Source organism: Thermogladius sp. KZ2Tp1, assembly GCF_051131135.1.
Lineage (GTDB): Archaea > Thermoproteota > Thermoprotei_A > Sulfolobales > Desulfurococcaceae > Thermogladius.
On record NZ_CP151274.1, the window covers coordinates 927,201 to 953,740 of the forward strand.

Genomic DNA, 26,540 nt, shown 5'->3' on the forward strand with positions numbered 1-26,540 from the left:
AGGGAAATAAACAATTCTCCTAAACGACCTCCTGAGCCCCCGCTTGCTATTTCGAGACGATGTAGATCGCTAGTACGATCAGGGAGGCTCCCGCCACTTGTATAGACGAGAGCCTCTCCCCGTATAGCAAGGCAGAGAACACGGCTGCCGATATCGGCTCCAACAAGTAGATGGTTGCCGCGGCGTAGGCAGGGACGTATTTCTGCCCTACCACCTGGAGTACGGAGGCTATTATGGTGCAGAACAGGCTCAAGTATAGGATGTAGAGGAGAGTGCTGGGGCTGGGCAGGGTCTTGGTGTGTAAGGCCACGTACGGTGTGATGAGTAGGCCGGGCAGTAGAAGACCGTACAAGAAGGAGATAGTACTCTGGGTTAGCTCAGCGCTGTACACGCCCACCAACACTATCTCGGCGGCCCAGGCGACAGCACCTATCAGAACCAGTACCACACCTAAGCCCAGCTCGCCCGCCGGCTCCGTGAGCAGGTATAGCCCGATCGTGGAGAGTGCTAGAGACGCAACGAGCTTTAATTTATCGGCGGTGCCCCTCAAGAACTCGTATATGTAGACGAAGACCGTGTTTAGCCCTGTGACGAAAGCGGATATCGAGGGGGTGGTGAACTGTGTCCCCACACCCTGTAACGCCAGTCCCGAGACGTAGGACAAGCCTACTACGAACCCCTTTCTAAAGCTCCCCTTGCTAAACCTAGACCTCCCCAGTAGGAGAGCTGGGGTTAGTAGCGCTAGCGCTATTAGAGACCTATAAAACGTGTAGGCTACACCGTCGATATCCGACACGCTCAACTTTATGAAAACGAAGCTAGAGCCCCAAATCAGAGAGGTAGCGAGCAGTGCTAAGAGCCCCTTTAACCTATCCCTCATAGACACCACGCGCTCGCGTCAGGCCAGCCTAGATGGAAAGAGAGTAAGGAGAGAGAAAAAAGAGGGTCTCCAGTCTAAAACCTCCGCTAGCCAGGTATGATACGGGTTCCGGACTTTCCTTCCAGTGCCTCCTTTGCCTTGAAGAGGTGGCCGATGATGGCGAGTTTGCCTCCGTTCTCCACGAACCTTATCCCAGCGAGCACTTTAGGCCCCATGCTCCCGGGCTTGAAGTGGCCCTCCGCGTAGTACTTCTTGGCCTCGCTGACGGTCAGCACGTCCAGTGGCTTAGCGTTGGGGGTGCCGAAGTTCAGGTAGACCTTCTCCACGTCGGTCAATATCATGAGTACGCTAGCACCGAGGGCTGTCGCCATTCTCTCAGCGCCTAGGTCTTTGTCTATGACTCCCTCCACACCGTGGAGCAGGCCTTTCTCGTCCTTGTACACTGGTACTCCGCCACCGCCGTCGGAGATCACTATGAACCCGTTGTCGAGCAGGGTCCGGATAGCCTCAATCTCCACCTGTATCTGTGGGTCCGGTGAAGGCACTACCCTTCTATAACCGCCTCTGGGGTCTGGCTTTATGAACCACCCGTACTCCTTAGCCAGCTTCTCGGCCTCCTCCTTCTCGTACCAGGGCCCGATGTACTTGCTGGGGTTCTTGAAGTCCGGGTCGTCTTTGCTGACCAGCGTCTGCGTTACTACTGTGACGACGCCCTTGACCTTACTGCCGAACAGGCCCTTCTCAAGCAACTTGTTGTACAGGGCTTGCTGGAGCAGGTAGCCCAGCCAGCCCTGGCTCATCGCACCCGCGATGTCGAGAGTCATCGGGGGGAGCTCTTTCATCTTCAAGCCAGCCATCATCCACTCGGCTATTATGCCAACCTGGGGGCCGTTCCCGTGCGTCAGCGCTATCTTGTAGCCTTCCTCGATCAGCGACACCACTATCTCAGCGGCCTTGTATGCGTTCCTCCAGTAGTCTTCGGGAGTCCCCTTATCGCCCTTGGACTGGAACGCGTTCCCTCCGAACGCTATTACCATGTACTTGTCGTCTCTGGGCATTCGAACCACCTTGCTTGGATTAAGTGTGATTCTACTAGGAGTTTTTAAATTATCAAATACTGCTCTAGCTTTGTTTATTCGCGTATATATGTTCAACTAGATCATAAAGTCGGGCACGCCGTCCGGCCTGTAAGCGACACGGGGCTTGAGACCGCTCCTCCTAAGTAGCTCGACCACGTGGGGGTATAGGATGACGTACTCTTCGTCGATGGACTCGACTAGTGCGGGGTGTGTCTGGGAAAGCCGCTTCTTGAAGACCCTGTAGTTCTCGTCTGTACTAAAGCTTAACATGATCGCCGGGTAGAAGTCCTCGCCTGGTCTAAGACCAGAGTTCATCAGGTTCTCCAAGGCTCTGAACTGGTACTCGTAGTAGCTCCTGTCGGCCCCGGTCAGCACTTCGAACTCCTCGGGTGTAGCCCCCTTGAATGAGACCCTTACCACGATGTTGTGGAACCTAGAGAGCTCGCGGGCGTAGCTCTCGTCCCTCCCTATGAGGAGGCCGTTCGTCTCCAGGATGAAGACGAACTTGGTCTCTTCGAAGAGTTTCAGTAGGTCTACTAAGTGCCTCCTCGAGATAGTTGGCTCTCCACCGCTCAGCCTAACGTATCTGTACCCCCTCCTGCTGGCGATGTCGGTAATAGTGCTGAAAACGCTCGACGGGTTGTAGAAACCCCCTTTGTCGGAGAAGTAGCTGTACCTCCAACTCCAGCAGAACTTGCACCTTAGGTTACATCCAACGACGTCGCCTGTGGCGATACCACCGTACCACCTACCTCCCCTGAACCTGTAGTACCTCCTCTCCTCAACACCTCCGATCACTCTCACTACTCTCTTGTAGACCTCCTCTGTCAGCTTAAACGGGTCTAGCCCCGGCATCGAGAGCCCGTGATACCCTCGAACCTCTCGACTAGGTAAGAGCTTATCACGGTCCTTAATAAATCGCTGAGATGCTCGAAACCCCCCACAAGGGTTCTCGACAAGTAGTCCTTCCCGACCCTCTCTAAGCTACCGGCTATGAAAGCAAGGGACTGGATTACCCCGTTAAACGCGCCGAGTCTGTTGAACAACACCCCGTACAAACAGCGCGAGGAGAACGGACAGGTCGAGCACTTTAGCCCGGCTTTAGCACACCTAGCCTTGTCGGGGGCTTTCAAGTCCCGGCCGAGAACTAGCAACCTCCTGTAGTGCCTGTCGACCGGCGCGTGCTCTGTGAGGCCGTAGGCGTGTAGTAGGTAGGCCTTCGCGGACTTGACACCAAGCCCCTTGATGTTCAACAGGTTGGAGGCCTCTGCGTACGGGTCGCCGATCGACGTGGAGCGGTCCACACTAGCTTTAATGAGCCGGAAGGCCGCCACCTGGTAGGATCTCGAATTTATCGAGCCCTTCTCCAGCATTTCTCTGATCCACTTGACGGTGTTTACGTGGTAGTCCGTGTTCTGTGACAGGTGAATCGCGTAGGCAACAGCTGTCCTGTCCCCCGGAGAGTACAACAGTGTAACCTGGTCGACCACACCAACACTGTTAGTGGCCACCCCTAACTCGTGGAATAGAGGGCGTTTCCGAAGCCCCAGTAGCATCTCCACCTCGTCTAGCCGGCACGACCGAGGTACACGGCAGGTCGTCTCGAGGCTCTGCTTTCTAAACCTGCACGTCAGCCCAGAGCAGGTTCCATGCCTCTTAACGAAGGCGAAGCCGCCGGACACCTCCTCTACTTCGAACAGGGGTAAGAGGTACGAGTAGTAGAGGGTTAGACCGTAGTTTATACCTTTGATGCGCATCGACAGGCTACTCCTAGCACCAGGACATCGACACAGGCGTTTTTATGAACGCAGATTAAAGAGGAGAAAGGAGAAAAAAGAGAGCTCGATTACCACTTCCTGCTACCCATGGTCATGGCCATTACGGCCTTCTGTACGTGGAGCCTGTTCTCGGCTTCCTCGAAGTAGAGGCTCTTCGGGTAGCTGTCGAGAACCTCGTCTGTTACCTCCTGGCCCCTGTCAGCCGGCCCGCAGTGCATGTAGAACGGCTTGCCGGCCTTCTCCAGCCTCTCGGTTGTAACGATCCAGTCCTTGAACTTGTTCTGGTACGCCGTGGCGCCCTCCTTGTCGACTTTGCTGTTGAAGGGTGGGAAGAAGCCCTTGGGGCTCCAGGCCTTCGGGTAGACTATTGTTGCACCCTCGAAGGCCTCGTCCATGTTGTAGACTATCTTGAACTCGCTACCCCAGTGCTCGGCGTACTTCTTGGCCTTGTTCATGATGTCGTCTAGCAACTCGAAGCCTGGTGGGTGAGCCACGTATACGTCGGCACCCAGCATGGCGAAGGTCGTCGCCACGTCTTGTGGTACTGCGAGCGGCTTCAAGCCGCCGCTGTAGGCGTAGCTCACCACTACCTTCTTCCCTTTCAGGTCCTTGGGGAACCCTAGCGCCTCAAACGCGGCGAGGGCGTCTGCCAGGGACTGGAACGGGTGCCATATGTCGTCCTCCATGTTGAGCACGGGGACCTTACTCCACTTCGCGAACTCCTGTATGATCCTATGACCTCTCCCGATGATCCACTTCGCGGCGTCGCCGTAGATCCTGATGGCAATACCGCTACCGTACCTGCTTAGGACTCTGGCTACGTCGCTTATCGCCTCAGTGGCGTAAGGCACCATGTCCTCTGGTAGAGTCGGCGTGTACACCTGGTCTGGAGAGATGTATATAGCCTGCCCGCCCAGCTGGTACATGCCTGTCTGGAAGCTGTTCCTAGTTCTCAAGCTCTTGTTGTAGAATATCAGGTACAGCGTCTTGCCGTCCAGCCAGTTGACCTTCCTGACGCCCTTGTGGAACATCTCTTTGAGCTCTTTAGCCGCCTTCAGGACAGTGAAGACGGTGTCTATGTCGTAGTCCGCGTTGGATAGCCAGTGTTTCCCTTCCAGTAGACCTAGGAACCACGCCTCGCTCATTGCGTACACCCTACTGTAGAGTCATCTAATTGGGCTGGATGTATATAACGTTTACTTCCACGGATAATACGGGATAACAGGGACTCTACCGAACTTCCCCAGGTTTACCGTTTCCGTGGGTTCTCTGGTGACGGGGATGGCCCTTAAAGCGGCTGGCCTTGCTTTCACGAGGGATACACTGTACGCGTCTAGGATGAACATCTCGAGGTCGTCGATCGACCAGGGGATAACGACCATGTCGGGTCCAGCGACACAGACAGTCGTGTACGACAGGAGGTCGTAAGCCGTGAGGGCGCCTCTAGAGCCGAGCTGTACAAGAGAGTCGTCCTCCGCGTAGGGCAGCATGACTTCGTTGAACCCCGATGCCAGCCCGCTAGAGGTAGCTATTCTCCTTATCTCCGCGTTCAGCGTCATGACGCCGAAGTGAAAGCCCGGCTTTCTCACGTAGTAGCCGACCGTCTCCATCAGCCTGACAACACTGTTCTCCTTCCACGGCGATAGACTGTAGTCTACTACGACCCTCAGCCCGGTCACACTCCTAACTAGGTGTACTACGCTGTCGACCTCCTCGCCCAGCTTGTCGAAGGCCTGTCTGACGGAAGCTCCTGTCTCCACGAGCCTCCTAAGGTAATCGGGGTAGAGGAACGATAGACCGACCCCCCCCACTCCACTGCTCGTGGAGTCGGGGAAGTAGGGGGTCTCGAGAGGCCTCTCGTGGAAGCCTATGGCAAGTCTCGTACCTGCCGAGGGGTCTGCTTCGCTAACCCTGTGAATAATCGTGGAGGCCGTCTTAGACGCGTCGAGAGGTCTCTCGTAGTCGAAGAGGAGACTGGTGTACAACCCGTTTAGTAAGACGTGCGTCACGTCCTCCAAGTCGGCCCTCCTGATGTGTTGCGAGCCCACGCTAACTAGAACCCCCCGGTTGACGGCACCTGTTTTGTCTACAAGCTCGAGGACCCTTGATAGACCGAGCTCGTTCTGCGGGAGCGATACCCGTTTAGAGAAGACGCTGTAGCCTCTGCTTTCAAGCGCTTTCTCTGCCTCCTCTAGCAGGGTCGCTGCCCTGACAAGCACTTTTTCCAACTCGCTTGGATCTTCTACCAGCGGGGCAAAGTAGGTCACAGACCTGACGACGGGCCTCATAAAAACCATCAATGAGTACTAGGTCGGACTAGAGTTTAAACATCACACGCACTGTCTAATCGACTTTTATATTCCTATCCTGGACTAGACTCGGATTGGGGAGGAGGGTTTGTATACCGGCCTGAAAAACAGGGACTTCCTGACCCTCGCCGAGTTCACGAAGGAAGAGCTAACCGTGATGCTGGAGACGGCCGCTCACCTTAAGCTACGTTACAAGATGGGCGAGAGGGTAATCCCCCTCCTTCCAGGCAGGCACTTGGCCATGATATTCGAGAAGCCTAGTACTAGAACTAGGGTGAGCTTCGAGGCCGCCATTAAGGAGCTGGGTGGAGACGCGATAGTCTTACACTACGGCGAGATGCAATTGGCCAGGGGCGAGACGATCGAGGACACGGCCCGAACGCTGTCCAGGTACGTTGACGGGATAATGGCTAGGGTCTACGAGCACTATAAACTGGAAAAACTGGCAGAGTACAGTAAAGTGCCCGTGATCAACGGGTTGAGCGACCTCCACCACCCTGCGCAAGGGCTGGCAGACGTCTTCACCATTTTGGAGAAGAAGGGGAGGGACATTACAAGGCTCAAAATAGTCTTCGTGGGCGACGGGGGTGATAACGTAGCCCACAGCCTGATGCTGGCTGTCGGTATACTAGGCGGGAAGATCACCATATCCGCACCTAAAGGCTACGACCCGCACCCCTCTGTAGTGAAGCTGTTTAACGAGACAGCAGCCAGGTACGGCGGTAGCTTCGAGATAGAGAGAGACCCGTGGAAGGCGGTCAAGGACGCGGACGTGGTCTACACCGACGTGTGGGTGAGCATGGGGCAGGAGAAAGAGAGGGAGAAGAGGGTTAAGGACCTCGAGCCGTACAGGGTCACGAGCCTTCTAATGAAGCAGGCAAAGCCAGACGCCATATTCATGCACTGTTTACCCGCCCATAGGGGAGAAGAGGTCACCGACGAGGTCATCGACGGGAAATGGAGCGTGGTCTGGGACCAGGCGGAGAACAGGAAGCACGTTCAGAAAGCCGTCCTCGCGCTCCTCATACCATAGAACACCTTTTTTATACTTCGACCCCATTATATACGCTCTCTGAACGTGAGGTGTGATGCTTGTCGGAGCTCAGCTACAGGCTCGGCAAAACCGTCTACAGGTTCAAGGCTGAACACGAGAAGGAGTTCAAGCTACTGGTCTACGGTCTCCTAGCACTAGTGATAGCCCTGGGTGTCTACATCAGGGCCCTCCCAGGGATAAACTTCGGGCTGGAGCTCTACGAGGCCGACCCGTTCGTAGTGTACTGGCAAGCCAAGTACATCTACGAGCACGGGCTACTGTCCTGGTACACGCTGACACCCGAGAACCCTGCTACACACACATTCTGGTATCCCTGGGGCAGAGACTTCCCGCACACAGAGTACCCGGCTCTACCGATGTGGGAGGCGCTGTCCTACAACCTGGTCAAGTTCACGGGGGTCTCGTTCAAGGACTGGTGTGTTGTCCAGCCCCTGATATTCACCGTGCTCACGATTCTGTTTGTCTACCTGACGGCCTACGAGCTCACGAGAGGCAGTCACCTGGCTGGGCTACTTGCCGCGGCGTTCTACGCGTTCGTCCCCGCCGCGACGGGTAGGAGCATAATAGGGTTCTCGACAAAGTACGGCATAGGTATAATGTTCTCGACCCTCTTCTTCTACTTGTACGTCCTGTTTTACAAGAGCTACTCTGCTAAAGGGCTGTCAGCCAAGACGTTAGCGTTGTTGGTATTTACGTCGCTAGCACTAGGGCTACTGGGCTGGTCGTGGGGCGGATTCGTCTACGTCCTAGGGGGTTTCGTAGCCTACCTCCTACTACTCCCTCTACTCTCGATTAAAGACGCGACCCCGAGGTTTGTCCTGCTGAACACCGCCATACTGGCTCTGACCATGGTCATAGTACTCGGCTCGCCAGCGATAACAGCGATGCTGCAAATAATGCCCTTTAAACTGAGCGGCCTGGGGACCCTCCTGCTGGCTTCTACCCTTGTACCGTTACTGTTCTCCATGCAGTTCTATCAGTATGGGCTACTAGGACTTAGGAGACCACTTCTTAAGCGGGCTGGCTATTTCTTAGTCCTCCTGCTGTTCGTCGTACTCGGCGCCGCCTTGGTGTACATTGGTAGGCTCGACATCCCTGGACGTTTCGCGTGGATACTGGGTCTAAGGACGATAGCTTCAAACCCTATTTTCGAGAGCGTCGAAGAACACCAACCAGCTCTCGCTGTAATGGGGATCTCGGCCATACTGAGGAGCTGGGGCACGTACTCTGACTGGCTCTTCTTCGTCTCGCCCTTCATACTAGCTGTCTTGGGGGCCCTGTATCTACTGTACAAGGGGACGGCGGACAGAGTACTGGTCTCCGTTGCCTTCTTGCTAGCAGTTTACGCCTACATGAACGCCGCTTACATGGAGGTGACAGCGGCTACGACCGGCTTGACGATCGCGGGGGTCTTCGCCGGGGTCATAGCATCTAGACTGGTCCCCAGCGAGGCCGTCTACGCAAGGGACAAGAAAAGGATGTACGTTAAGAAGACGAGCCCCGAGGTTTTCTACGCGTCGCTGTTATTGACGCTCTTCATGACCGCGAACATTGCCTTGGCGGGGTACAACACGTACAGCCAAATGAACAACGTGGTGCCTAGTATTAAAGCGGGCTACACGTCCCTACCCTACTGGACGGACGCGTGGTACAAGGCGATAGAGGTGATCAGGAACACCACGCCAGGCTCGGTTATCGTGGCCTGGTGGGACTACGGTTACCCGATAAGCGTCTTGGGGCAAAGACCCACAGTGGCCGACGGTTCAACGCTGAACACTACACAGATAGGCGTACTAGGGCTCACGTTGACGGCCCAGAACGACTCCGAGGTGTTGAGGTTGCTCGAGCTCCTACACACCCCGGTGAACAGCACTTACATTCTAGTCTTCGACGTGTTCAACTTCAGGCCGTCTGGCAACAATTCCTACATGGTTACACCCGTAATACCAGGACTCATGGTGGGACTCGACGACATACCGAAGAGCATCTGGATGATCAGGATTGGGGACTCTATCGTAGGCCAGCTGCAGTCCGTGGGTGTGAACGTCTCCTACAGGAACCTGGGCGACGCTTTCTACCTTTACCTCTTCCAGAACAACATTGTCATCTCTCCGAGGTTTGACGACTTGTCTAACGCACCACTACTCTACAGGATGCTAGTAGACGGGGTCTTGCACCTGAACAAACAGTGGAACGCCAACGTCACTTTCACATGGTATACCGGTGTAGCCGACTCTGTGTCAACCCTGACCTCGCAGTACCCTCAGTTAAGCGGAGTCGTTGAACAGCTGAACTTGACCACCTACATACGCGTGCTGTCTGTTAAGACCCTCACCTACGAACAGAGGCCGCTGGCTAACAGCCCCTACTTCAGGCCGTACGCCATCATAGCCGAGCCCTTCTACGACAAGAACGGGAACAAGGTGTTCATTAACGGAGCGTACTTGTACGAGGTAATAACGGTATACCAAGTAGTCTACCCCTCACAGGCTTAACGTCCCCGAAGCTCCGCGCTCCTTTGTTAGATAACACTGTTGTATTCGGGGTTCACAGCCCCTGGGCCGGCCGATGAACGCGTTTTACCCGCCTCACCTTTTAGAGGATTTGTGGTTGTACGACAGGTGCCCGAACTCTGCGACCACGGAACGGCTCCCCCACACGCTCACAAACCCCTTCATTGACACGCCGACTACTACCGTGCCGACCACACCCCTCTTGCGGTTACACAGCCCTATTGTTTTATAAATAAAGCCCTAGGCTATTACTAGAGTGGTGTGCTGATTTGGTTCTCAGGAGGAAGAAAGTTGACCCTTTAAAGTCGGCTTTGACAGCGCTTTACAACGTGAGGGCGAGTATCCAGCGTCTCGACTCCCTAATCGATAGGATAAACAGCAGGAGAAGCAAGCTCATGGATATGGCCGTTGACCTCCAGGCTAGAGGCGAAACTTTCCTCGCTAAGAGGTACGCTGAGGAGATCGCTAAGCTCGACAAGATGAGGAGTAGGCTCGAAGTGCTGAGGTTGGTTCTCGAGAAGGTCTCCCTGAGTATCGACCTTGCCATCACTATGAGGGACTTCAAGCTAATAGCGGACGAGGTGTCGAGTATAGTCGGCGAAATAAAGAAGATACCGGAGTCGAGAATACCCGACCTAGCCGTCTACTTCGCTGAGCTGGACTCGTCTATACGGGAGCTGGCTAGTGCTGACATCGACGTGGGGCCACCCCTATCGTACGACACGACTGAGACACCCGACGCTAGAAGGGTTCTCGAGGAGGCTAGGAGCCTCCTGAAGACGAAACTGGAGAGCGAGAACATTCAGCCTCCAAGCCTAAATAAGTAGAGTGTACTTCTTCTCCTCTTTCAGGATTATAATCTTCGTGTTGAAGGACTCCAGAACCCCCTTTATCCTGTCACTGAGTTTGTCGGCCAGGTCCTGCGGCATCACGATGAAGTAGCCGTCGTAGCTCTGGTCCACCATAGAAGAGCCGATAGCTAGGTACAGGTTCTTGAGCTGGGTAGCCCTATCAGCGCTAGGGTCGATGATCCACACGCCGATCTTCTTCTCGTCTTTCCACGCGGTTAGGTCGGGGAGGAGCGGCTTTGACGTCTTGTTCTCCGAGACCTCGAACCCCCTCTCCTCCAGGTCTTTGATCACCTGCGCGATCACCTGCTTTCTCGCGGGGCTGAACTTGGCCAGCTCAATGTACTTCTCAATAGGGCCGTGGATCTCCGGGTCGTAAAGGGTGTACGTGCCCCTGTCTACCCTGAAGAGGAACAGCTTTTCCGGGTCCTTGTACTTGTCTTTGCTATTGCTATTCACCGTGACGAGGTCTATCTCGAAGTCCAGGCTCATATCCGACCTCGAGGGGTCTTTCTGCTTCGCGATGCCTATGATGTCCCTCCTCGTGAAAAAGTTTTTGCCGGACTTGACGAGCTCAAGGGACGCCTCCTTGATCAACATCCAGTTGGGCTTTTTCTGGCCTAGTTCTTGCGCTTCTTCCAATTTACCACCGGTCCTGTAATCCACGGATATCTTATGGTTGCACAATCCTTAATATCTCTTCAGCTAGCGATCTAATTGCCTTGGCAGCCTCCCCCTCCCGGTAGGCTAGCAGGTATGGTACGCCCTCCTCAAGTGCTCTCCCTATAAGCGGATCCAAGGGTATTCTAGCTAGCAGCTTAGTCTGGTACTTCTTGGCCAGTTCTTCTCCAGTGCTCCTCCCTAGGAGGTTGTACTCCACGTCGCTACCCGGGCACTTGAAGTAGCTCATGTTCTCCACGATCCCCAGTAGCTTAACGTTGTTTTTAACCACGAAGTTTATGGCCTTCGAGACTATGACCTCGGACAGCATGTTTGGTGCCGTGACGATCACTGCCCCGCTTAAGTCCCTTATCGTCTGGACGACTGTTATCGCCTCATCGCCGGTTCCGGGTGGCAGGTCTATGACTAGGAAGTCCCCTTCCGGCCACTTGACTTTGGCCAGCAACTCTGTTATAGCCCTCGACTTCAGGGGGCCGCGCCACACGACCGGGGCGTCTGGGAAGTCCAGCATCAGATTGATCGCGACGACCTGGACCCCAAGCGGGCCCTCCACGGGGAGAATACCCTCTTCGTCGGCGAAGTGGCGCATGCCGTGGAGTCCGAGTATAGTCGGGATACTCGAGCCGTGTATGTCTGCGTCGAGTATTGAAACCCTGTACCCTTTTTCAGCTAGCGCTAGCGCGAGCATTGAGGAGATAAAGGACTTCCCCACGCCGCCCTTCCCGCTCAACACCATTATCTTGTGCTTTATTTTCCCGACCCTGTCCCTGGCTTTGTTGAGGAGGGTGAAGACTGGCTGGATCTGCCTCGCACCGCTCATAAGGCTCCTCAAATCCTATAAAACGGCCACCCCTCTTTTAATAGTTGAGTGTCTAGGATGGCTTGCTCTATAGCCCCGGGCAAGGTGATTTTGCTTGGCGAGCACTTCGTCGTCAAGGGTATGCCGGCTATAGGCGCAGCCGTGACCTTATACGCGAGAGTGTGTGTATCAAGTGGACAGGGCAGGGTCGAGTCTAGGCAGCTAGGGCTACTGCTGGACTTGTCATCCAACACGGTGAACGACAAGGGGCTGTACAGGGTAGTCGAGGAGCTGGCCGGGCGGTTCGGCTTAAAGAGGGACTTCCACGCGACAATCGACTCGGAGATACCGATCTCCTCCGGCATGGGCTCATCGGCCGCTGTGGCCGTGTCCACAACGCACGCACTCTTGTCTTTCGCGGGTGTAGAGCCCGACAAAAAAGCCGTGTGGGAGGTCTCGTTCGAGGCGGAGAAGGTCTACCACGTCAGGCCGAGCGGGGTGGACAACACGCTGTCGACCTACGGCGGCGTGATGGTGTACGAGAGAGGGGTCTTCAACAGGGTTAAGAGGAGGTGGCCAGACGACGTCGTGATCGTTATAGCGGACTCCGGTATCAAGAGGTCGACGGGTAGCGTAGTAGCAGACGTGTTAAACAGGTACGATAAGTACTCCAATGTGATGTCGAGGATATACGACGCAGCCTCGGAGCTCGTCCGCGACGCGCTCAAATCCATCGAGACGGGGGACTTCGCGAGGTTGGGGGAGTTGATGGACATCAACCACGGGCTCCTCTCCTCCATAGGCGTGTCCTCGCGGGTCCTGGAGAGCATAGTGTGGGCTATGCGCGAAGCCGGTGCGCTCGGCGCTAAAATAAGTGGGGCCGGCCGTGGAGGTATCGTTATAGGACTGGTGGAAACCAGTAAGGTTCCAAGCGTAGTCGAGAAAATCAAGCTCCTAGGTCTAACGCCACTCGTGGTCCAAATCGACGACGAAGGGGTGAGAAGGGCACCTGATAGTCGTACTAGTCAAGGCTAGCCGTTTGATAAACATAACACCCAGCTAAAAAAACGGTTAATAAGTTTTTTGTGCTAAAATTTATATAGGATGATGAAAATACGTTTTTGATAACAAGTGATAGGACTCCCATGGGCTGAAAACATGGAGGTTCCGGTAAGACGGATGAAAAAGAAGGTGAAGGAGTCGCTCGACTTCCTCAAGAAGTTGAACATAGTAATAGCGGACTACCTCCAGCAGATCTACGAGTACAACAACACGGCTCGCCAGAAGGGCTATTACCTAAAACCTGTTCACATCGCCGTTAGGAAGGAGAAGGAGACGGTCAAGACAAAGTACTACTACTACGGCAGGTACTGGTACAAGATTGAGCGCAGCGAGAAAGGTGGAGTCAGGTGGGTGTACATCGGTAAGGAGAAGCCCGACCCCACTTTACCCGACCCGCCTAAGCACCCGCTTGAGGGTCTCGTAGTCAAGGTCAGAGACAGTGAGGTCGAGGCTGTTTTCGCGAGCGAGGAGATGTACCAGGAGATAATGAAGAGATTGGAAGCCCTTAAGTGAGTTTTAAGCCTTACTTCCTCTTTTTATTTTTTTCTACTCTCCATTTCGTTATAGCCTGTTTCACGACCGGCACGAGCTCTCTCGCCGTCTTAAGCTCCTCTCTGTCAAGGGCTACCTCGACGTAGGCCTCCTTAAAGCCTAGGTCCCTGATTTTGTAGCCTAGAGGACTGTAAACACCGCTACCTCCCGTGAATAGCTCGCCAACCTGGTTCGACAAGACCAGGTAGAATGTGTTCTCGTGCGCCCTAGCCTTGGCGAGGAAATCTAACTGGGACTCCTTCATGAAACCCTTAACCCAGCCCGCGTGTACCAGGACTATGTCGGCCCCTTCTAGTGCGTACAGCCTGAACAACTCGGGGAACCTCAAGTCATAGCAGATAGCTACTCTCATTTTGAAGTTCTTCAAGTTGAACGTCTCGCTGAGTACCTCGCCTTCATCAAAGAAGTCACTCTCCCTGTAGCCGAATGCGTCGAACAAGTGGATCTTGCTGTACAGCCTCCTACGAGAACCGTCGGGGACGACCATTATACTCGAGCTAAGCGTCCTCGGTCGGACCGCCGTTTTCTCCACAAAGTGAGTCACGACCACGGAACCCGTCTCTCGGGCGACCTTCTCGATGACGTCCAGGAACTTACTCTCACCGACATTCTCGGCTATGTCGTAGAACAGATTGGGGTCCTTGACCTTCAACGGGTTTGCCATACTGTACTCAGGCGTCAATACCAAGTCTGCGTTTTTGAACCCACTCCTCACAAGCCTACCGATCTTCTCCGCGTTCTCGAGGGGCGTCGAGCTCAGGTCTGCTTGGACAATACCCACTGTGACAAAGTCTGACATCTCCCTACCCTCACTAAACTGTGACCAGTAATGTAGACCTGTAAGTGGGTAAAAACTAGGCTCCTATTTCAAGCATTTTCTTTAGCTCGGCTGTGGCCTCCTCTGAGATCGACGTGTTCAGCTCGTACAGGTCTACTTTTAAGTTCTTGATCTTGAACTCGGTGTCTACTAGCTCGTACTCGAGCTCTATGTTCACGATAGCGTCCTTCGGCGCCATGTACTTCTCTACGAGAACTTGGTAAATCACCCTATTCAGGTTTGTCAAAACCTCGTTGACCTTTTTCTGGACTTCCTTCTTTGAGACCTCGGGCCTGTTCTTGAGAGCAGTGGACACGGATGCGTTTACCACTTTTCTCAACTTGATAGCGTACCCGCTTAAGCGGACTGGGCCCGTCTTCACTACAGACATGTTTTTCCCAAATATTGCTTTGTTAAACCCCTATAATATTTTTTACTCGTCAGTAATCAGATTACATCTTGAACGGTGCTGTAAATTGGTATATACTGCCCCAAGGCTCATCGACTTGAACGCCAAGTCGAGACTTCTCAGGGGCTGCCGGAAAATCCTGGTCGTGGGGAGGTGCGTCGAGGTAGAGCACCCGGAGGTGTACAAGAGGTTTGTGGAGAGTGGCTACTGCCCATTGTCGGTCTGCCTAGAGGCAGAGCACGTGAACATGGTCGGCTTCAAGCTGGCAGGCATGCTTAGAAGAGGGGCCTATGAAGAGGTCTCCGTTTTAACAGTTGACGGCAGTATGCACTGCACTCAACTACACTGGATGGTCGAGGAGGTATTCAAGGTAGTAAATCCAGATAACGTGAAGAGGAGGCACTTCGTAATCCACGAAGGCGAGCTACTGGAGGTATCCCACGAAGCCGTCAAGGCGAGCAGGTTTCTGTCCCGCGTTGAGAAGCTCTTGAAAAAGGGCTCACTATGAGTCTGACCAAGAGAATGGACTCCATTGTCAGGGAGCTAGCGGGGATCAGCGCCTCTAACAGAGCCGTGCTAGTGTCGCTCTACGTAAGCTCGCTGAGCCCAGCCTACGCCCTCTTCTTGGCTCTGAATGAGTTGCTAGAGCTTCCAGAAGAGTCTTTGAGAATAGCACTCATGTTCGGGTTCCTCGGTGTCGTTTTCACGACGGTCATGATGGTATACTTGATCTCGTCGACAAGCCGGTTGGCCGAAAGCCTCCACGAGTATGGCTCTACGCTTGCCAGGCTCGTGTGGGAGAGGACAGGAGTTAGGCTCGAGGCGCTGGAGGTGGCAACGCTAGAGTTTGAACGGGGCTTCAAGACCTACATGGAGTGGTACCCGCTGGCGATCCTGGCCGGTATACTCTCGCTGATCTCGTACAACACGCTCTTCTACGCTGTAGTACTCTTCGAGCTCTACAGCGCCCTGAACTCGTTCTTCCTAGCCCAGGTCAAGGTCTCGATTAGCAGTATAGAAAACTACGCAGAGATAGTTGTGGAGTCAGTGACCCAGAAGATAGGGGCTCGTCGAGTCGGGCTCAGACTCGGTATAAGTGTGAGCGACGAGCTAATAGCCTTAGGCCCTCTCCTACTCGGCTCACTGACCCCGATCGTGTGCTTCAAGGAGCTTGCTGTGCTAGAGGAGTTCGTTGACAGGTTCAGGAGCTTCCACGTGGAGGTTAAGTACCTACTCACCAAGTGAAGAGCGGCAAAGCGAGTTAACAGCAGGGGCGCACCCAGTTCGTGCATAGACCTCTACGCAATCGCTGGATGGCGCCTTCTAGTACACGACGCTCCCAGCGGCGTCTGTTACTTGATAGTAAGGCTTGAACTCGCTCGCAACCCTCTCCATGAACTCCCTGTCTCTCAACGCGTTTACGAACCTGGCCACTTCTCCTCTTCCAAGCTTGTCGACCGGGATTAGAAAGTCGAATTCCTCCCAGCCCAGCGGTTTGAAGTCTAGGTCGTACAGCTCAGCGGCCCAGCCTACGGCGATCCCTACATCAGCCCTTCCATGCCTCACGGCGGCTGCTACCGCTGTGTGTGTTCTAACTTCGTAGAAGTAACCGTTGATCCTTTTGACCAGGTCTTCGAATCCTATGCCTAATCGCGCACTCAGCTTTTTCAACTCGATGTCCAAGAACCCGCGTACGCCAGAACCCTTGTTCCTGTTAACTATTCTAACGTCAGACCTGAGAAAGTCCTCGATACTCCTGATGTTTTTCGGGTTGCCCTTGGGGAACACGAGGCCGATGAGCCTCTTGTAACCCTTAACAATCGCGGCCCTCCCTCTCAAGCCCAGCCTCTCGAGGTATGGGGTATTGTAAAGACCCGTCTCCTCGTCTAGTAAGTGAGTTGGGGCAATGTCGGCCTCCCCTCTAGCCACAGCATGCCAGCCGCCCATGCTACCGACAGGTATTATCTTGGCTTTATCGGCCAGTCCGAGCTCGCTGATGAGCCTATAGAGCAGGGGGTCGTTACTGCCTATGACGACAAGCCTCGCGGTGGGCTTTAAGCCCTTCACCAGCTCGACCTCCACAGGCTCGTTCTCGTCCACCAGCTCGACGCTCTCTCCTATAGTTATAAACCCGTCGCTGTACACGAGGGAGCTTATACTGCCGCTACTCGATTGGAGAGGGTAGGCGGTGAACCCTCTATCCGAGGACACAAGCCCCACGGGCACGAACATCGTGAAACCCGCCCTCTTCCTGATCTTCACCGGTAGCACCGCCCTCACGACCTCCTGCTCAGGCGAGCTCAAGCCCACTAGCTTGTAGATGATAGGCTTTACCAGCTTCTGGAGAACTATGTAGCAGGAGAGAGGGAACCCCGGTAGTCCTACGAGTAATTTGCCCCGCGCGACGGCAACAACCGTCGGTTTACCAGGTCTAATTCTGAGCCCGTGGATAACGACTCCGGGTTCGCCCAGCTCGTCGAACACCCTGTACACAACGTCTCTGACGCCGGCGCTCGTCCCGCCACTTGTTAGGACTAGATCGAACTCCTCCACCGCCTTGCCGATCTCCTCGCGTATAGTCCTCTCGTCGTCTGGCAGGATGCCTAGGTTAACGGCGCTGGCACCGATGGAGTTCAGGAACGACACGGCTAGGTAGCTGTCGACGTCGTAGACCTGACCCGGCTCTAGCGGAGACCCCGGCGGCACCACCTCCCTCCCTGTCGAGAACACAGCTACGCGTGGCTTCCTGTACACTACGACCTCCCTGATACCCAAGCCCGCTAGTAGACCTATGCGCTCGGGGGTCAGGACGACGCCCTTCTGGAGCACGAGGTCGCCTATCGATACGTCGCTACCAGTCGTGCTAACATTCTCGCCCGGGTACACGCTCCTGTAGACCGTCAGCTCGTTGTCGCCGGCCTTGGCGTGCTCCTCCATGACGACGGCGTCAGCACCCTTCGGCAACATAGCGCCCGTGGCCACTTCCACGGCCTCGCCCTCCTCAACGCTCAGGGAGGGGACCTCGCCGACCTCAACTCTCCCTTTGATCTCAAGCTTCACCGGGCTCAGCTCGTCGGCCCACGAAGTGTCGAGCGACCGTACAGCGTACCCGTCCACCTCGCTACGGTCAAAGGGTGGGTAGTCTACTGGCGAGTAGACGTCTTGCGCCAGGACTCTAAACAGGGCTTCACCGAGAGGGACCTTCTCGACTCCAAGCGGCTCGAGCCTGTAGTAGGAGCCGATTATCTTAAAGGCCTCATCGAGCCCCACTAGGCTGTGGAACAGCTTCCTAGACAAACCCGGACCACCCAGCCTTGGTAACGATTATATCCACCGTGAGAGATAAAACTGGTCCTGTGAAAGGGCCCCGTCTTTTAAGAGACAGAGGAAGTAGTGAGGTCTTGGTAAGGTGTTGTTTTGAGGGTCGAAGAGCTCGAGTCCTACGGGCTGAGGAAGGAGTACATCAACCTGTTGATTAAGAGGGGTATAGAGGTACTCAACCCGGTGCAGGAGGAGGCTGTTAGGAGCGGCCTCTTCTCCAGCCTTAACATCGTCGTCTCTGCTCCTACAGCAAGTGGCAAGACGCTCGTAGGAGAGATGGGGATTGTCAAGGCGGTTCAAGAAGGGGGTAAGGGAGTGTACCTCCTCCCCTTGCGGGCTCTCGCGAACGAGAAGTACGACGAGTTCAAGGCCCTCGAAGAGCTGGGAATCAAAGTGGGTATATCGACAGGAGATTACGACTCCCCAGCGGAAGACCTCGAAGACAAAGACGTGGTGATCGCGACGTACGAGAGGTTTGACAGCCTCCTCAGGATTAAGCCGCTCTGGCTCAGGAAGGTTAGCACTGTTGTGGTCGACGAGCTCCACATGATCAACGACCCGGAGAGGGGCCCTGTAGTCGAGATGATAATAGCGAGGCTTAGGTCGCTCTCTGCGCGGGTAATAGGCTTGTCGGCAACGATAGGGAACCCGAGAGACTTGGCCGAGTGGCTCGGCGCGAAGCTGGTCGACGTAGCGTGGCGTCCCGTCAAGCTGAGAGAGGGCTACTACGACAAGAGGGCTGGTAGCATAATTTTTGCCGACGGGGGGTCGGAGGACGTCGAAGACGAGTTCGACGACAAGATACTCAACCTGATCTCACAGTCCCTATCGAAGGGCATCCAGGTCCTGGTGTTCGTCCACAACAGGAGGAGGGTTGAAGAGCTAGCCGAGACCACGGCCGCGTTGATCGGTGTCTCGAGGTCGAGAGGGCTTACAAGCGAGGTCGTAGAGAGGCTGTCGGAGAGCCCCAGTCGAATGGAGAGAGAAAAACTGCTCGCCTTGATGGAGAAAGGAGTCGGCTACCACCACGCGGGCTTGTCCATTCAGGCGAGGAGGGCCGTCGAGGAGGCCTTTAGGGCTAGAGCTCTCAGCGCCGTGTTCGCTACGCCGACTCTCGCCGCGGGCGTCAACCTGCCCGCCAGGAGGGTCATCGTCTCGATAAAGCGATACGACCCTACATCGTCCAAGATGGTGAACATCCCGGTCTTCGAGTACAAGCAGATGGCGGGTAGAGCCGGTAGACCTAGGTACGACGAGATCGGCGAGGCGATCATAGCCGACGCGAAGAGCGAGAAGGAGGCCCTGAAGTACATTAACTCGGGCCCCGAGAACATCGTGAGCAAGGTGTCCAGCGAGAGGAGTCTGAGGATTCACACCCTGTCGCTGATAGCCGGGGGAGACGCGGGCGACTTAAAAAAGGTGATGGACGTCTACAGCCAAACACTAGGGGCTCGTCAGTACGGCGGCATAGAAGTCTTCTCGAACCAGGTCGAGAGGGCGATAAGGGCGCTAGTTGAGATGAGAATGGTCGAGCGGTACGAGGGCGGTCTCAGGGCGACTAGACTCGGTAAGCTCACGTCGTTCACGTACCTCGACCCGCTAACGGTCCACTACTGCATCAAGTACAGACCGGAAGACTTCGACGAGCGTGACGTTTTACACTTGATAACGACGTCTGTCGACTACGTCAGGAGTAGACCATACATACCCGACAGCGTAGTGGAGGTGTTCGAGGACGAAGCCCTGAACTCGAGCCTGGCGCGGAGGGTAGGGCTGGGCAGAATGAGCTCGGTCGAAATAGACAATTTGATAACGGGCTACGTCCACGCGCTCGCTCTCAGAGACTGGATAAACGAGGTAGACGAGGACAGGATAGCAAGCAAGTACGAGATAGGCCCAGGCGACCTCTACACTATGAGGGAGACGGTCGCCTGGATCGCCGGCTCCCTCGCCAAGATCGAAAGACTTCTAGGCAACATCACGTTCTCTACGCGCTTGAACCGGCTGTCGTTGCGGGTCCAGTACGGGGTCAAGGAAGACGCTCTTGAGCTGATAAGACTGAGGGGGATCGGGAGGGTGAGGGCGAGGATCTTGATAAACCACGGCATTAAGACCCTCCAGGATCTGGCAAAGACGCCTAGGAGCAGGCTACTGTCCCTCCCAGGCTTTGGTGTCAGGCTAGTCGAGTCTATTTACGAGGAGCTGAGGGGCATGGGCTTTAAAGTCGAAGGCTGACTAGACCCTTTTATTACCTTGCGACGGAGATAGTACTTTTATCGGTGTTTAGCGTGGAGAGAACTAGTAGGATACAGGGGTTCTACAAGCTCGACATGAAGGAGAGGCTCAAGATCGTTGCGGACTGGGCCGGTCTAACCGAGGAGGAGGTAGGGGCTTTAGGCAACCTCGGTAACTTGCCGAGAGAAGTAGCTGAGTCCATGATAGAGAACGTCGTAGGCGGCATGACCTACCCGTTTGCCGTCGCAGTGAACTTCAGGATAAACGGTAGAGACTACCTAGTCCCGATGGTCATCGAAGAGCCGAGCGTTGTCGCTGCCGCCAGCAACGCCGCCAAGATGTTGAGGGAGGGCGAGGGGATCAGGAGCCTGGCCGGCCCGCAGGAAATGATCGGCCAGGTTCACATAGTCGGGTGTAGGGCACCCCACTACAAGGCTATGAAGATCCTCGAAGCGAAACAAGAGATACTGGAAGAGGCGAAGAAGAGCTCCCCGACCATCGTCAGCATAGGTGGCGGGCCCAGGGATCTCGAGGTCAGGGTCGTGGATTCGAGGATGGGGCCTATTTTAATCGTCCACGTCATCGTAGACGTGGTCGACGCGATGGGTGCCAACACGATCAACACCATCGTCGAGTCGATAGCCCCGCTCGTCGAGAGGATCACGGGTGGGGAGGCGAGGCTAAGGATACTCTCGAACTACGCGACGAGAAGGATCGTGAGGGCCTGGGCTAGAACGAGCCCGGAAAGCGTTGGCGGGAGAGAGATCGCGGAGAGGATAGTCGAGGCGAGTATAATAGCCGAGGCAGACCCCTACAGGGCCGTCACTCACAACAAGGGTATAATGAACGGGATTATAGCGGTTGCTCTCGCGACGGCGCAAGACCACAGAGCTATAGAAGCGGGCGCCCACGCGTACGCGGCCAGGTCGGGCGTCTACAAGCCTCTCAGTAGGTGGGAGATAGACGAGGACGGCTACCTTGTGGGGTCCCTCGAGATACCACTTCAAGTGGGCACCGTCGGCGGCGCTACCCGGGTGCACCCAATAGCGAAGATAGCCCTCAAGATGCTGGGGGTTAAGACGGCGAAAGAGCTCTCCGAGGTCATGGCGGCTGTAGGGCTAGCCCAGAACTTGGCCGCGCTGAGGGCGCTCGTCGCGGAGGGTATTCAGCGCGGCCACATGAGGTTGCACGCTAGAAACTTGGCCATAACCGCGGGTGCTACAGGGGATCTCGTCGACAAGATCGCCGACAGGATGGTGAGAGACGGTAAGATCAGCTACGAGTACGCGAAGCAGCTCCTCGAGGCGTACTTGAGAGGAGAGAAGGTCTAGACCTCTAACTCGAAGGTGCCAACTTCTTGAGCAGTGTGAAGAGCTACCTGGCGGAGCTGAGGCTCCTACTGTCCGGGAACGTCGGCGTGATGGCGATATCCTGGTTCTTATTCGCCCTGAGCAGCGCTATCGTAACGCCGTTTTTCTCCGTCTACGCCAGGAGCCTGGGTGCTAGCGACATCGAGGTCTCCATTATGAGGTCTCTAGGCCTCGTGGCTCTCGCAGTGTTCCTGCCGATAGGCGGGCTACTGACGGATATTTGGGGTAGAGTAAAGCCTATTATAATAGGCACTTTCATGGTCGCGACCGTGCAGTTCTTCTACGCGCTTGCACCGGACTGGAGGTACCTTACAGTAATCTGGGTTGTCGACAACGCGAGCCACTTCTACCAGCCGGCTCTAACAGCTATACTAATGGACTCCATGCCGAGGGACAAGACCATGAAGGGCTTCATGGTCTTGAACGCGTTCTCCAGCCTACCTTGGCTGTTCATGCCGGTAGTTGGTGGTGCCCTGTACGACATGTATGGCGTTAGCGGTATCAGGTGGGGGTTCGTACTATCGGGCGTAATAGCTTTAGTCGTGTCCATACTGAGGATCAAGGCTTTGAAGGAGACCTTCAGCCCGAGGGACAAGGACCTATCAGGCGTGGTGGTCGAGCTAGCCGGTTACCGGCCAGTGTTGAACAAGGCTATCAAGTACTACGTTTACACCGCCTTCTTCAACCAGCTGACACTCGCAGTGGTCAACACCTTTGGGGCGATCTACGCCATAAACCGGCTTGGTATGAACGCTGTAGACTGGGGGGTCGCGACAACGCTGGGGACGGCCTCCTCGATACTGACCTCCCTCTTTCTCTCCGCGCGCATAAGCGTGCACAACAGGAGGGTGACAGTCGTAGCGAGCTCTCTTATAGCCCTCGGCCAGCTCTTCCTAGCTCTCCCGTACATCAACAGGGGGCTCATAGCGCTTGTCTACGTGGGCGCGGTAGTCTCGAACGCCGGCGGCTTGGTGGTCGGCTCAGCTATATCTTCGGCTCTAACACACGTCCTCCCTATAGAGTTGAGAGGTAGGGCTACGGGCATCCAGAGGACGCTCGAGACCCTGGGAGGAGCGTTCGCCTCATACGTGGCGGGACTCTTGTATACAGCTCTAAACCCGTTCAACTCGCTCGTGTTGTCGTTCGTTATCGGCATTGCTTCTACAGCGTACCTCGCTTATATACTATGAGCAGAGATCTACACATTGGGTGACCGGATGGTTCACGAGTGGAGCCTCGCGGAGGCGCTCTTAAGGTACGTTGCGAGCGTCTACGGTCCTAGGATCAAGTCCTTGAAGCTGAGAGTGGGTGTGTTGCAGAGTATCGACAAGGAAGTACTCTTGTTCTCGATACGCGAGCTCGCCGGTTTGTACAACGTGAGTCTTGGAGACGTAGTACTGGAAGACGAGGAGGCCGTATTCAAGTGCAACAGGTGCGGCTACGAGTGGTCCTTCAACCCGGGTGACCTAGGACAGGAGGTGAGGGAGTCTATACACTTCCTGCCCGAGGCCGTCTTCGCCTACACCAGGTGCCCGAGGTGCGGGAGTAGAGACTTCAAGGTAGTCAAGGGGAGAGGGCTGGAGGTAGCCGAGGTGGTCCCTGGCTAGCCTGGGGTGGTGCGTCTGGACTTCAGAATACTCCATGTCAAAGATAAGTTGATGGCGGTTAAGAAGACCTACGTTGTACTCAGCAGTAAAGGCGGTGTCGGTAAATCGACACTCTCGTCTCTGCTGGCGTTTTACGCCGCCGAGAGAGGCGCGAGAGCGGGTCTAGTAGACCTGGACTTCACCAACCCGTCCACGCACATAGTGCTCGGCGTTGACCCAAGGGAGGTGAGGTATGTGGAGGAAAAGGGCATATTCCCGGCTCTGGTCGGGAAACTTCGCTACGTCACCCCGGCGGCTTTCACAAGGGACTCGCCGCTACCCCTGAGAGGGGAGAACGTGTCGAGGGCCCTCTTCGAGCTGATCTCCATCCTCCGTTTAGACGGGCTAGACTACCTGTTCATAGACACGCCTCCGGGGATGAGCGACGAGCACATGGACATAGTCTACAGACTAGGTGAGGTCGTTAAGCCGGTGGTAGTGACGACTCCCAGCCCCTTATCGGTGAGCAGTGTTAGGAAGATGATATCTCTGCTCCGGGAGTCCGGGCTGAGGGAGATCTTCTTGGTGGAGAACATGGGTGGAGGCGGTCTGGCGGACGTGTTTAAGGAGCCTGGGATAACTTACCTAGGTTACGTGCCCTTCTATCCCGGCTTCGACAACTGTATCGGGTCTCTAGAGAACGTGAGGAACTGTCCGTTGAGGAGCTACTTTGAGAACATTGTCGACAGGCTAATGAGCGAGGGCTAAACGCATCCACGGGCAGGAGCAACTAGTAGACACGGTTTTTTGACGAAGCGAGTTTGTTAAAAAGCCGGCTGTGAGAATATTTCAACCCCGGTGTTTTAGTTGGGAGAGCTTGTTTTAATAGATAACCCGCTGGCGAAGTACTACTTGAGCGTTCTTAGAGACAAAAACACGACGCCGAGGTCCTACAGAGACGCCGTCAGGAAGCTGGGCTTCATAGTCGGCTACGAGGTGTCTAGGAGGCTTAAGTGGGGGCGGCTCTTCGTCGAGACGGGCCTCGCCAAGGCTGAGGGAGTCTACCCCTCGAGACCCGTCTACATAATAGGTGTGCTCGGTGCTTCGATCCCGATGATGCACGGGATCTGGGACGCGTTACCCTGGGCTGGCCTAGGCCTCGTGGGTGCGAGGAGGAGGATTGTAGACGGGGAGCTCGAGGTGGAGATATTCTACGAGAGGATCGCAACAGATCTCGCGTTCTACACAACGATAGTGGTAGACCCTACTCTCGCCTCTGGTAAGACGATGACCAAAGTCGTCGAGCTCGTGTCGGAGAGGGGTGGGCGCGACATCATCGCGGCGACTATTCTCGCCTCCAAGAGAGGTCTTGAGTACTTCTGGAGCAAACACCCTGGCGTCCCCGTTTACGCCGTCGAGGTCGACCCCCTGCTAGACCACAGGTTCTTCATTGTACCGGGCATTGGAGACGCGGGGGACAGGAGTCTGACCCCCGACTATGTGACAAAGTACTAAGAGAGCAGGCCCGCCGCACTCAACACTAGTGCTGCAACCCCGATTAGAGTCTGGAGCAGCGCGATAAACAACACCACATCAGGCTCCCTGGCTCTCCCCCTTATCTTGACCAACGCCTTCAGGGCGGCGTGAGTGAGGCTATAGGACTTGTCGTAGGGGGGTAGTAGGCTCCCGTCTGGAAGGGGCCTCCCGAAGTTCTCCTTGTAGACGCCGTCTCTCAACCCCCTCAAGAACAGCGCTAGCTCGACGAAGTAGAGCGTGAAAAGAGCTAGAGAGAATTTCACGGTCTTGAACAGGATGGCTAGTGCGGCAAAGTACGCGCCGGTAGCGTACGTGAAGGTGTTACCCGGGAAGACCTTGGCTGGGTACCTGTTGAATACCAGGAAACCAGCTATCCCGGCCACCATTATCAGCGACGCTGTGAAGAGGCCGTCGAGCCCCTTCATTAGGCCGAGTATTCCCGAGAACAGGACTAGCAGGATCCCCTGTGTAGCCTCAAGCCCGTTGTATCCCGCCAGCATGTTAAACCCGTTGCTGGCCCCCGTCACGCCGAGAGGTATCAGTACGAGGTAGTAGATCAGACCGAGGTCTACCGTGCCTATCAAAGGAAGCGTTATGGTTGGTATACCCACTTTGAGGATGACGAGCGGCAGTGATATGGGGGCCATGAGCAAAACCCTGTAGACCGCCCTCAACCCCTTCTTCCAGCCTAGTACGTCGTCGAGGAAGCCGAGGTAGCCCGACATGAAGAGCATTAATGCGAGTGAAGTGTACTCCTTTAGGAGGTCTTGGTCGTTGAAGACGTAGGTCTCCAGCCCTATGAAGGTCAGGAGCCCTAGTGCGACACCGAGCGAGACCCACACGCCGCCGGCCTCGGCCACCTCTACGTGCCCTGGCTTGTTCATGTCTCTGCCCACGAAACCGATCGCGTGGGCTCTACCAATCCACCACTTCACGCCTACGAGGGAGCTGGCAAAGGACACCAACGCGGAGAGGAGCGTGAAGAGTAGTGTAGCCGCGTCCAATCACGACTCCCTCCAAGGCGTGTTCAAGACCGCGTATATTTCCTGTGCTCTCTTCTCGCCTATACCCTCGACCTTCAGCAAGTCGGATATGGTGGCGTTAGCTAAATTCCTGATAGTCTTGAAGTGGGAGAGGAGTCTCCTCGCGATGGTCGGCCCGGCTAGACCCTCGACAACGTAGAGGATCCTCTCGTTCAAGTCCATGGGCTTCTTCTCGACCCTCATCCTCAAGACCCTCTTTTCCTTGGTCTCCCCGAGACTTTTAGACTTCGCCACGATCCACTCGATAGTGGCCTCGGCGTTGGGCGTGTTGAGGACGGGTATCTTGAAGTCCAGCATTAGGGTGTCTAGAACTCTCAGGACGCTCTGTATCTTCCAACCCCTGTACTTCTCCAGGGCGCCGATCCAGCCCTCGACTACTATGAGGGGCTGGTGCCCGTCTTTCTCGGCCGCCTCGCGTAGGAGCTTGGTCTGCTCCCATATCCTGTTGTCCCTTATGCTGTTGGCCAGGTCGTCCACAGTCTTCCTCTCGACCAGAATACACTGCTTATCGGGGGGCGCGAGCAGTAGGAAGTCGCCCGCTGGAAGGGGTTGGACAGAGACCCTCAGCCCCCGCATGCTCAGAGCCCTTCTGAAATCGGGGTGCTTGGAGTCCTCTCTACTGTCTACAATCACGTCTACGGGAGTTAGCAGAAGATGGCTCAATGCTG

General features: G+C 55.4%; 26 protein-coding genes. 13 read left to right on the top strand and 13 right to left on the bottom strand.

Going from position 1 to position 26,540, the window contains the following annotated elements; all coding sequences use genetic code 11:
• Positions 1-46 precede the first annotated feature (46 nt).
• The 6 genes from WLZ34_RS05175 to WLZ34_RS05200 all read right to left on the bottom strand — a co-directional run bounded on the left by WLZ34_RS05175 (position 47) and on the right by WLZ34_RS05200 (position 6,025).
• Positions 47-880, bottom strand: coding sequence for a DMT family transporter (locus tag WLZ34_RS05175; protein ID WP_434731003.1), 834 nt, complete (start codon positions 878-880; stop codon positions 47-49).
• Between the two features lie 86 nt (positions 881-966).
• Positions 967-1,938: a carbamate kinase gene (arcC, locus tag WLZ34_RS05180; RefSeq protein ID WP_434731004.1), complete on the bottom strand. Its 972-nt coding sequence runs from the start codon at positions 1,936-1,938 to the stop codon at positions 967-969.
• A gap of 96 nt (positions 1,939-2,034) precedes the next feature.
• Positions 2,035-2,814, bottom strand: a complete 780-nt coding sequence (locus tag WLZ34_RS05185) for a radical SAM protein (protein ID WP_434731005.1) — start codon at positions 2,812-2,814, stop codon at positions 2,035-2,037.
• Positions 2,802-3,716, bottom strand: a complete 915-nt coding sequence (locus WLZ34_RS05190; protein WP_434731006.1) for a hypothetical protein — start codon at positions 3,714-3,716, stop codon at positions 2,802-2,804. The genes WLZ34_RS05185 and WLZ34_RS05190 overlap by 13 nt, the downstream gene beginning before the upstream one ends.
• Before the next feature lie 89 nt (positions 3,717-3,805).
• Positions 3,806-4,882 (bottom strand): ornithine carbamoyltransferase, encoded by a 1,077-nt coding sequence (locus WLZ34_RS05195; protein WP_434731007.1) that lies wholly within the window; start codon positions 4,880-4,882, stop codon positions 3,806-3,808.
• Between the two features lie 51 nt (positions 4,883-4,933).
• Positions 4,934-6,025: a DUF711 family protein gene (locus WLZ34_RS05200; protein WP_434731008.1), complete on the bottom strand. Its 1,092-nt coding sequence runs from the start codon at positions 6,023-6,025 to the stop codon at positions 4,934-4,936.
• A gap of 109 nt (positions 6,026-6,134) precedes the next feature.
• Here WLZ34_RS05200 and argF point away from each other — a divergent pair, with 109 nt between their 5' ends.
• The 3 genes from argF (at position 6,135) to WLZ34_RS05215 (ending at position 10,440) form a co-directional block, all read left to right on the top strand.
• Entirely contained in the window at positions 6,135-7,079 is a 945-nt protein-coding gene (argF, locus tag WLZ34_RS05205) for an ornithine carbamoyltransferase (protein ID WP_434731009.1), read from the top strand.
• 59 nt (positions 7,080-7,138) lie between these two features.
• Positions 7,139-9,595 (top strand): peptide permease, encoded by a 2,457-nt coding sequence (locus WLZ34_RS05210; protein WP_434731010.1) that lies wholly within the window; start codon positions 7,139-7,141, stop codon positions 9,593-9,595.
• A 287-nt stretch (positions 9,596-9,882) separates the two neighbouring features.
• Positions 9,883-10,440, top strand: coding sequence for a Snf7 family protein (locus WLZ34_RS05215; RefSeq protein WP_434731011.1), 558 nt, complete (start codon positions 9,883-9,885; stop codon positions 10,438-10,440).
• Here the strand turns inward: WLZ34_RS05215 and WLZ34_RS05220 are convergent.
• Both WLZ34_RS05220 and WLZ34_RS05225 read right to left on the bottom strand, forming a co-directional pair.
• Positions 10,429-11,103 (bottom strand): DUF7669 domain-containing protein, encoded by a 675-nt coding sequence (locus WLZ34_RS05220; RefSeq protein ID WP_434731012.1) that lies wholly within the window; start codon positions 11,101-11,103, stop codon positions 10,429-10,431. The two genes, WLZ34_RS05215 and WLZ34_RS05220, sit on opposite strands and share 12 nt — an antisense overlap.
• 31 nt (positions 11,104-11,134) lie before the next feature.
• Entirely contained in the window at positions 11,135-11,962 is an 828-nt protein-coding gene (locus WLZ34_RS05225) for an Mrp/NBP35 family ATP-binding protein (protein WP_434731942.1), read from the bottom strand.
• A gap of 57 nt (positions 11,963-12,019) precedes the next feature.
• Between WLZ34_RS05225 and mvk the strand changes: the two genes are divergently transcribed.
• Positions 12,020-12,976 carry a mevalonate kinase gene (gene mvk, locus WLZ34_RS05230; protein ID WP_434731943.1) on the top strand — a complete coding sequence of 319 codons (957 nt, stop codon included), beginning with the start codon at positions 12,020-12,022 and terminating at the stop codon, positions 12,974-12,976.
• Between the two features lie 144 nt (positions 12,977-13,120).
• Positions 13,121-13,516 carry a hypothetical protein gene (locus WLZ34_RS05235; RefSeq protein WP_428726658.1) on the top strand — a complete coding sequence of 132 codons (396 nt, stop codon included), beginning with the start codon at positions 13,121-13,123 and terminating at the stop codon, positions 13,514-13,516.
• 10 nt (positions 13,517-13,526) lie between these two features.
• Here WLZ34_RS05235 and WLZ34_RS05240 read toward each other — a convergent pair whose 3' ends face one another.
• Both WLZ34_RS05240 and WLZ34_RS05245 read right to left on the bottom strand, forming a co-directional pair.
• A complete protein-coding gene (locus WLZ34_RS05240; RefSeq protein WP_434731013.1) occupies positions 13,527-14,354 on the bottom strand; it encodes a nitrilase-related carbon-nitrogen hydrolase in 828 nt (275 codons plus the stop codon).
• 55 nt (positions 14,355-14,409) lie between these two features.
• Positions 14,410-14,763 (bottom strand): DUF2258 domain-containing protein, encoded by a 354-nt coding sequence (locus WLZ34_RS05245; RefSeq protein ID WP_428726660.1) that lies wholly within the window; start codon positions 14,761-14,763, stop codon positions 14,410-14,412.
• An 85-nt stretch (positions 14,764-14,848) separates the two neighbouring features.
• Between WLZ34_RS05245 and WLZ34_RS05250 the strand changes: the two genes are divergently transcribed.
• Together WLZ34_RS05250 and WLZ34_RS05255 are read left to right on the top strand one after the other, a co-directional pair.
• The gene (locus WLZ34_RS05250; RefSeq protein WP_434731014.1) at positions 14,849-15,289 is read left to right on the top strand and encodes a 4Fe-4S ferredoxin; all 441 of its coding nucleotides are present in this window, start codon (positions 14,849-14,851) and stop codon (positions 15,287-15,289) included.
• Entirely contained in the window at positions 15,286-16,026 is a 741-nt protein-coding gene (locus WLZ34_RS05255; protein WP_434731015.1) for a hypothetical protein, read from the top strand. Before WLZ34_RS05250 ends, WLZ34_RS05255 begins: the two co-directional genes overlap by 4 nt.
• Before the next feature lie 78 nt (positions 16,027-16,104).
• On the opposite strand, the gene WLZ34_RS05260 is transcribed toward WLZ34_RS05255, so the two are convergent.
• Positions 16,105-18,078, bottom strand: coding sequence for a molybdopterin biosynthesis protein (locus tag WLZ34_RS05260; RefSeq protein WP_434731016.1), 1,974 nt, complete (start codon positions 18,076-18,078; stop codon positions 16,105-16,107).
• 120 nt (positions 18,079-18,198) lie between these two features.
• Here WLZ34_RS05260 and WLZ34_RS05265 point away from each other — a divergent pair, with 120 nt between their 5' ends.
• From WLZ34_RS05265 to upp, 6 genes are all read left to right on the top strand, one after another.
• Positions 18,199-20,337: a DEAD/DEAH box helicase gene (locus WLZ34_RS05265; RefSeq protein ID WP_434731017.1), complete on the top strand. Its 2,139-nt coding sequence runs from the start codon at positions 18,199-18,201 to the stop codon at positions 20,335-20,337.
• Between the two features lie 53 nt (positions 20,338-20,390).
• Complete coding sequence (locus tag WLZ34_RS05270; RefSeq protein WP_434731018.1) at positions 20,391-21,668, top strand: hydroxymethylglutaryl-CoA reductase, degradative; 1,278 nt, start codon at positions 20,391-20,393, stop codon at positions 21,666-21,668.
• Positions 21,669-21,703: 35 nt separating this feature from the next.
• The gene (locus tag WLZ34_RS05275; RefSeq protein WP_434731944.1) at positions 21,704-22,897 is read left to right on the top strand and encodes an MFS transporter; all 1,194 of its coding nucleotides are present in this window, start codon (positions 21,704-21,706) and stop codon (positions 22,895-22,897) included.
• A gap of 27 nt (positions 22,898-22,924) precedes the next feature.
• A complete protein-coding gene (gene hypA / locus WLZ34_RS05280) occupies positions 22,925-23,314 on the top strand; it encodes a hydrogenase nickel incorporation protein HypA (protein WP_434731019.1) in 390 nt (129 codons plus the stop codon).
• Between the two features lie 9 nt (positions 23,315-23,323).
• Complete coding sequence (locus tag WLZ34_RS05285) at positions 23,324-24,061, top strand: P-loop NTPase (RefSeq protein WP_434731020.1); 738 nt, start codon at positions 23,324-23,326, stop codon at positions 24,059-24,061.
• A 99-nt stretch (positions 24,062-24,160) separates the two neighbouring features.
• Positions 24,161-24,808 carry a uracil phosphoribosyltransferase gene (gene upp / locus WLZ34_RS05290; RefSeq protein WP_434731021.1) on the top strand — a complete coding sequence of 216 codons (648 nt, stop codon included), beginning with the start codon at positions 24,161-24,163 and terminating at the stop codon, positions 24,806-24,808.
• Here the strand turns inward: upp and WLZ34_RS05295 are convergent.
• Both WLZ34_RS05295 and WLZ34_RS05300 read right to left on the bottom strand, forming a co-directional pair.
• Positions 24,805-25,833: an MraY family glycosyltransferase gene (locus tag WLZ34_RS05295; RefSeq protein ID WP_434731022.1), complete on the bottom strand. Its 1,029-nt coding sequence runs from the start codon at positions 25,831-25,833 to the stop codon at positions 24,805-24,807. The genes upp and WLZ34_RS05295 overlap by 4 nt on opposite strands.
• Positions 25,834-26,535, bottom strand: a complete 702-nt coding sequence (locus tag WLZ34_RS05300) for an ERCC4 domain-containing protein (RefSeq protein ID WP_434731023.1) — start codon at positions 26,533-26,535, stop codon at positions 25,834-25,836.
• Positions 26,536-26,540 lie beyond the last annotated feature (5 nt).

Excerpts from the sequence above, each read along its gene's own strand:
- WLZ34_RS05255 (WP_434731015.1), top strand. The coding sequence starts at position 15,286 with ATGAGTCTGACCAAGAGAATGGACTCCATTGTCAGGGAGCTAGCGGGG.
- WLZ34_RS05190 (WP_434731006.1), bottom strand. The coding sequence starts at position 3,716 with ATGCGCATCAAAGGTATAAACTACGGTCTAACCCTCTACTACTCGTAC.
- WLZ34_RS05235 (WP_428726658.1), top strand. The coding sequence starts at position 13,121 with ATGAAAAAGAAGGTGAAGGAGTCGCTCGACTTCCTCAAGAAGTTGAAC.
- mvk (WP_434731943.1), top strand. The coding sequence starts at position 12,020 with ATGGCTTGCTCTATAGCCCCGGGCAAGGTGATTTTGCTTGGCGAGCAC.
- hypA (WP_434731019.1), top strand. The coding sequence starts at position 22,925 with ATGGTTCACGAGTGGAGCCTCGCGGAGGCGCTCTTAAGGTACGTTGCG.
- WLZ34_RS05200 (WP_434731008.1), bottom strand. The coding sequence starts at position 6,025 with ATGAGGCCCGTCGTCAGGTCTGTGACCTACTTTGCCCCGCTGGTAGAA.
- WLZ34_RS05175 (WP_434731003.1), bottom strand. The coding sequence starts at position 880 with ATGAGGGATAGGTTAAAGGGGCTCTTAGCACTGCTCGCTACCTCTCTG.
- WLZ34_RS05245 (WP_428726660.1), bottom strand. The coding sequence starts at position 14,763 with ATGTCTGTAGTGAAGACGGGCCCAGTCCGCTTAAGCGGGTACGCTATC.
- WLZ34_RS05240 (WP_434731013.1), bottom strand. The coding sequence starts at position 14,354 with ATGTCAGACTTTGTCACAGTGGGTATTGTCCAAGCAGACCTGAGCTCG.
- WLZ34_RS05185 (WP_434731005.1), bottom strand. The coding sequence starts at position 2,814 with ATGCCGGGGCTAGACCCGTTTAAGCTGACAGAGGAGGTCTACAAGAGA.
- WLZ34_RS05225 (WP_434731942.1), bottom strand. The coding sequence starts at position 11,962 with ATGAGCGGTGCGAGGCAGATCCAGCCAGTCTTCACCCTCCTCAACAAA.
- arcC (WP_434731004.1), bottom strand. The coding sequence starts at position 1,938 with ATGCCCAGAGACGACAAGTACATGGTAATAGCGTTCGGAGGGAACGCG.
- WLZ34_RS05195 (WP_434731007.1), bottom strand. The coding sequence starts at position 4,882 with ATGAGCGAGGCGTGGTTCCTAGGTCTACTGGAAGGGAAACACTGGCTA.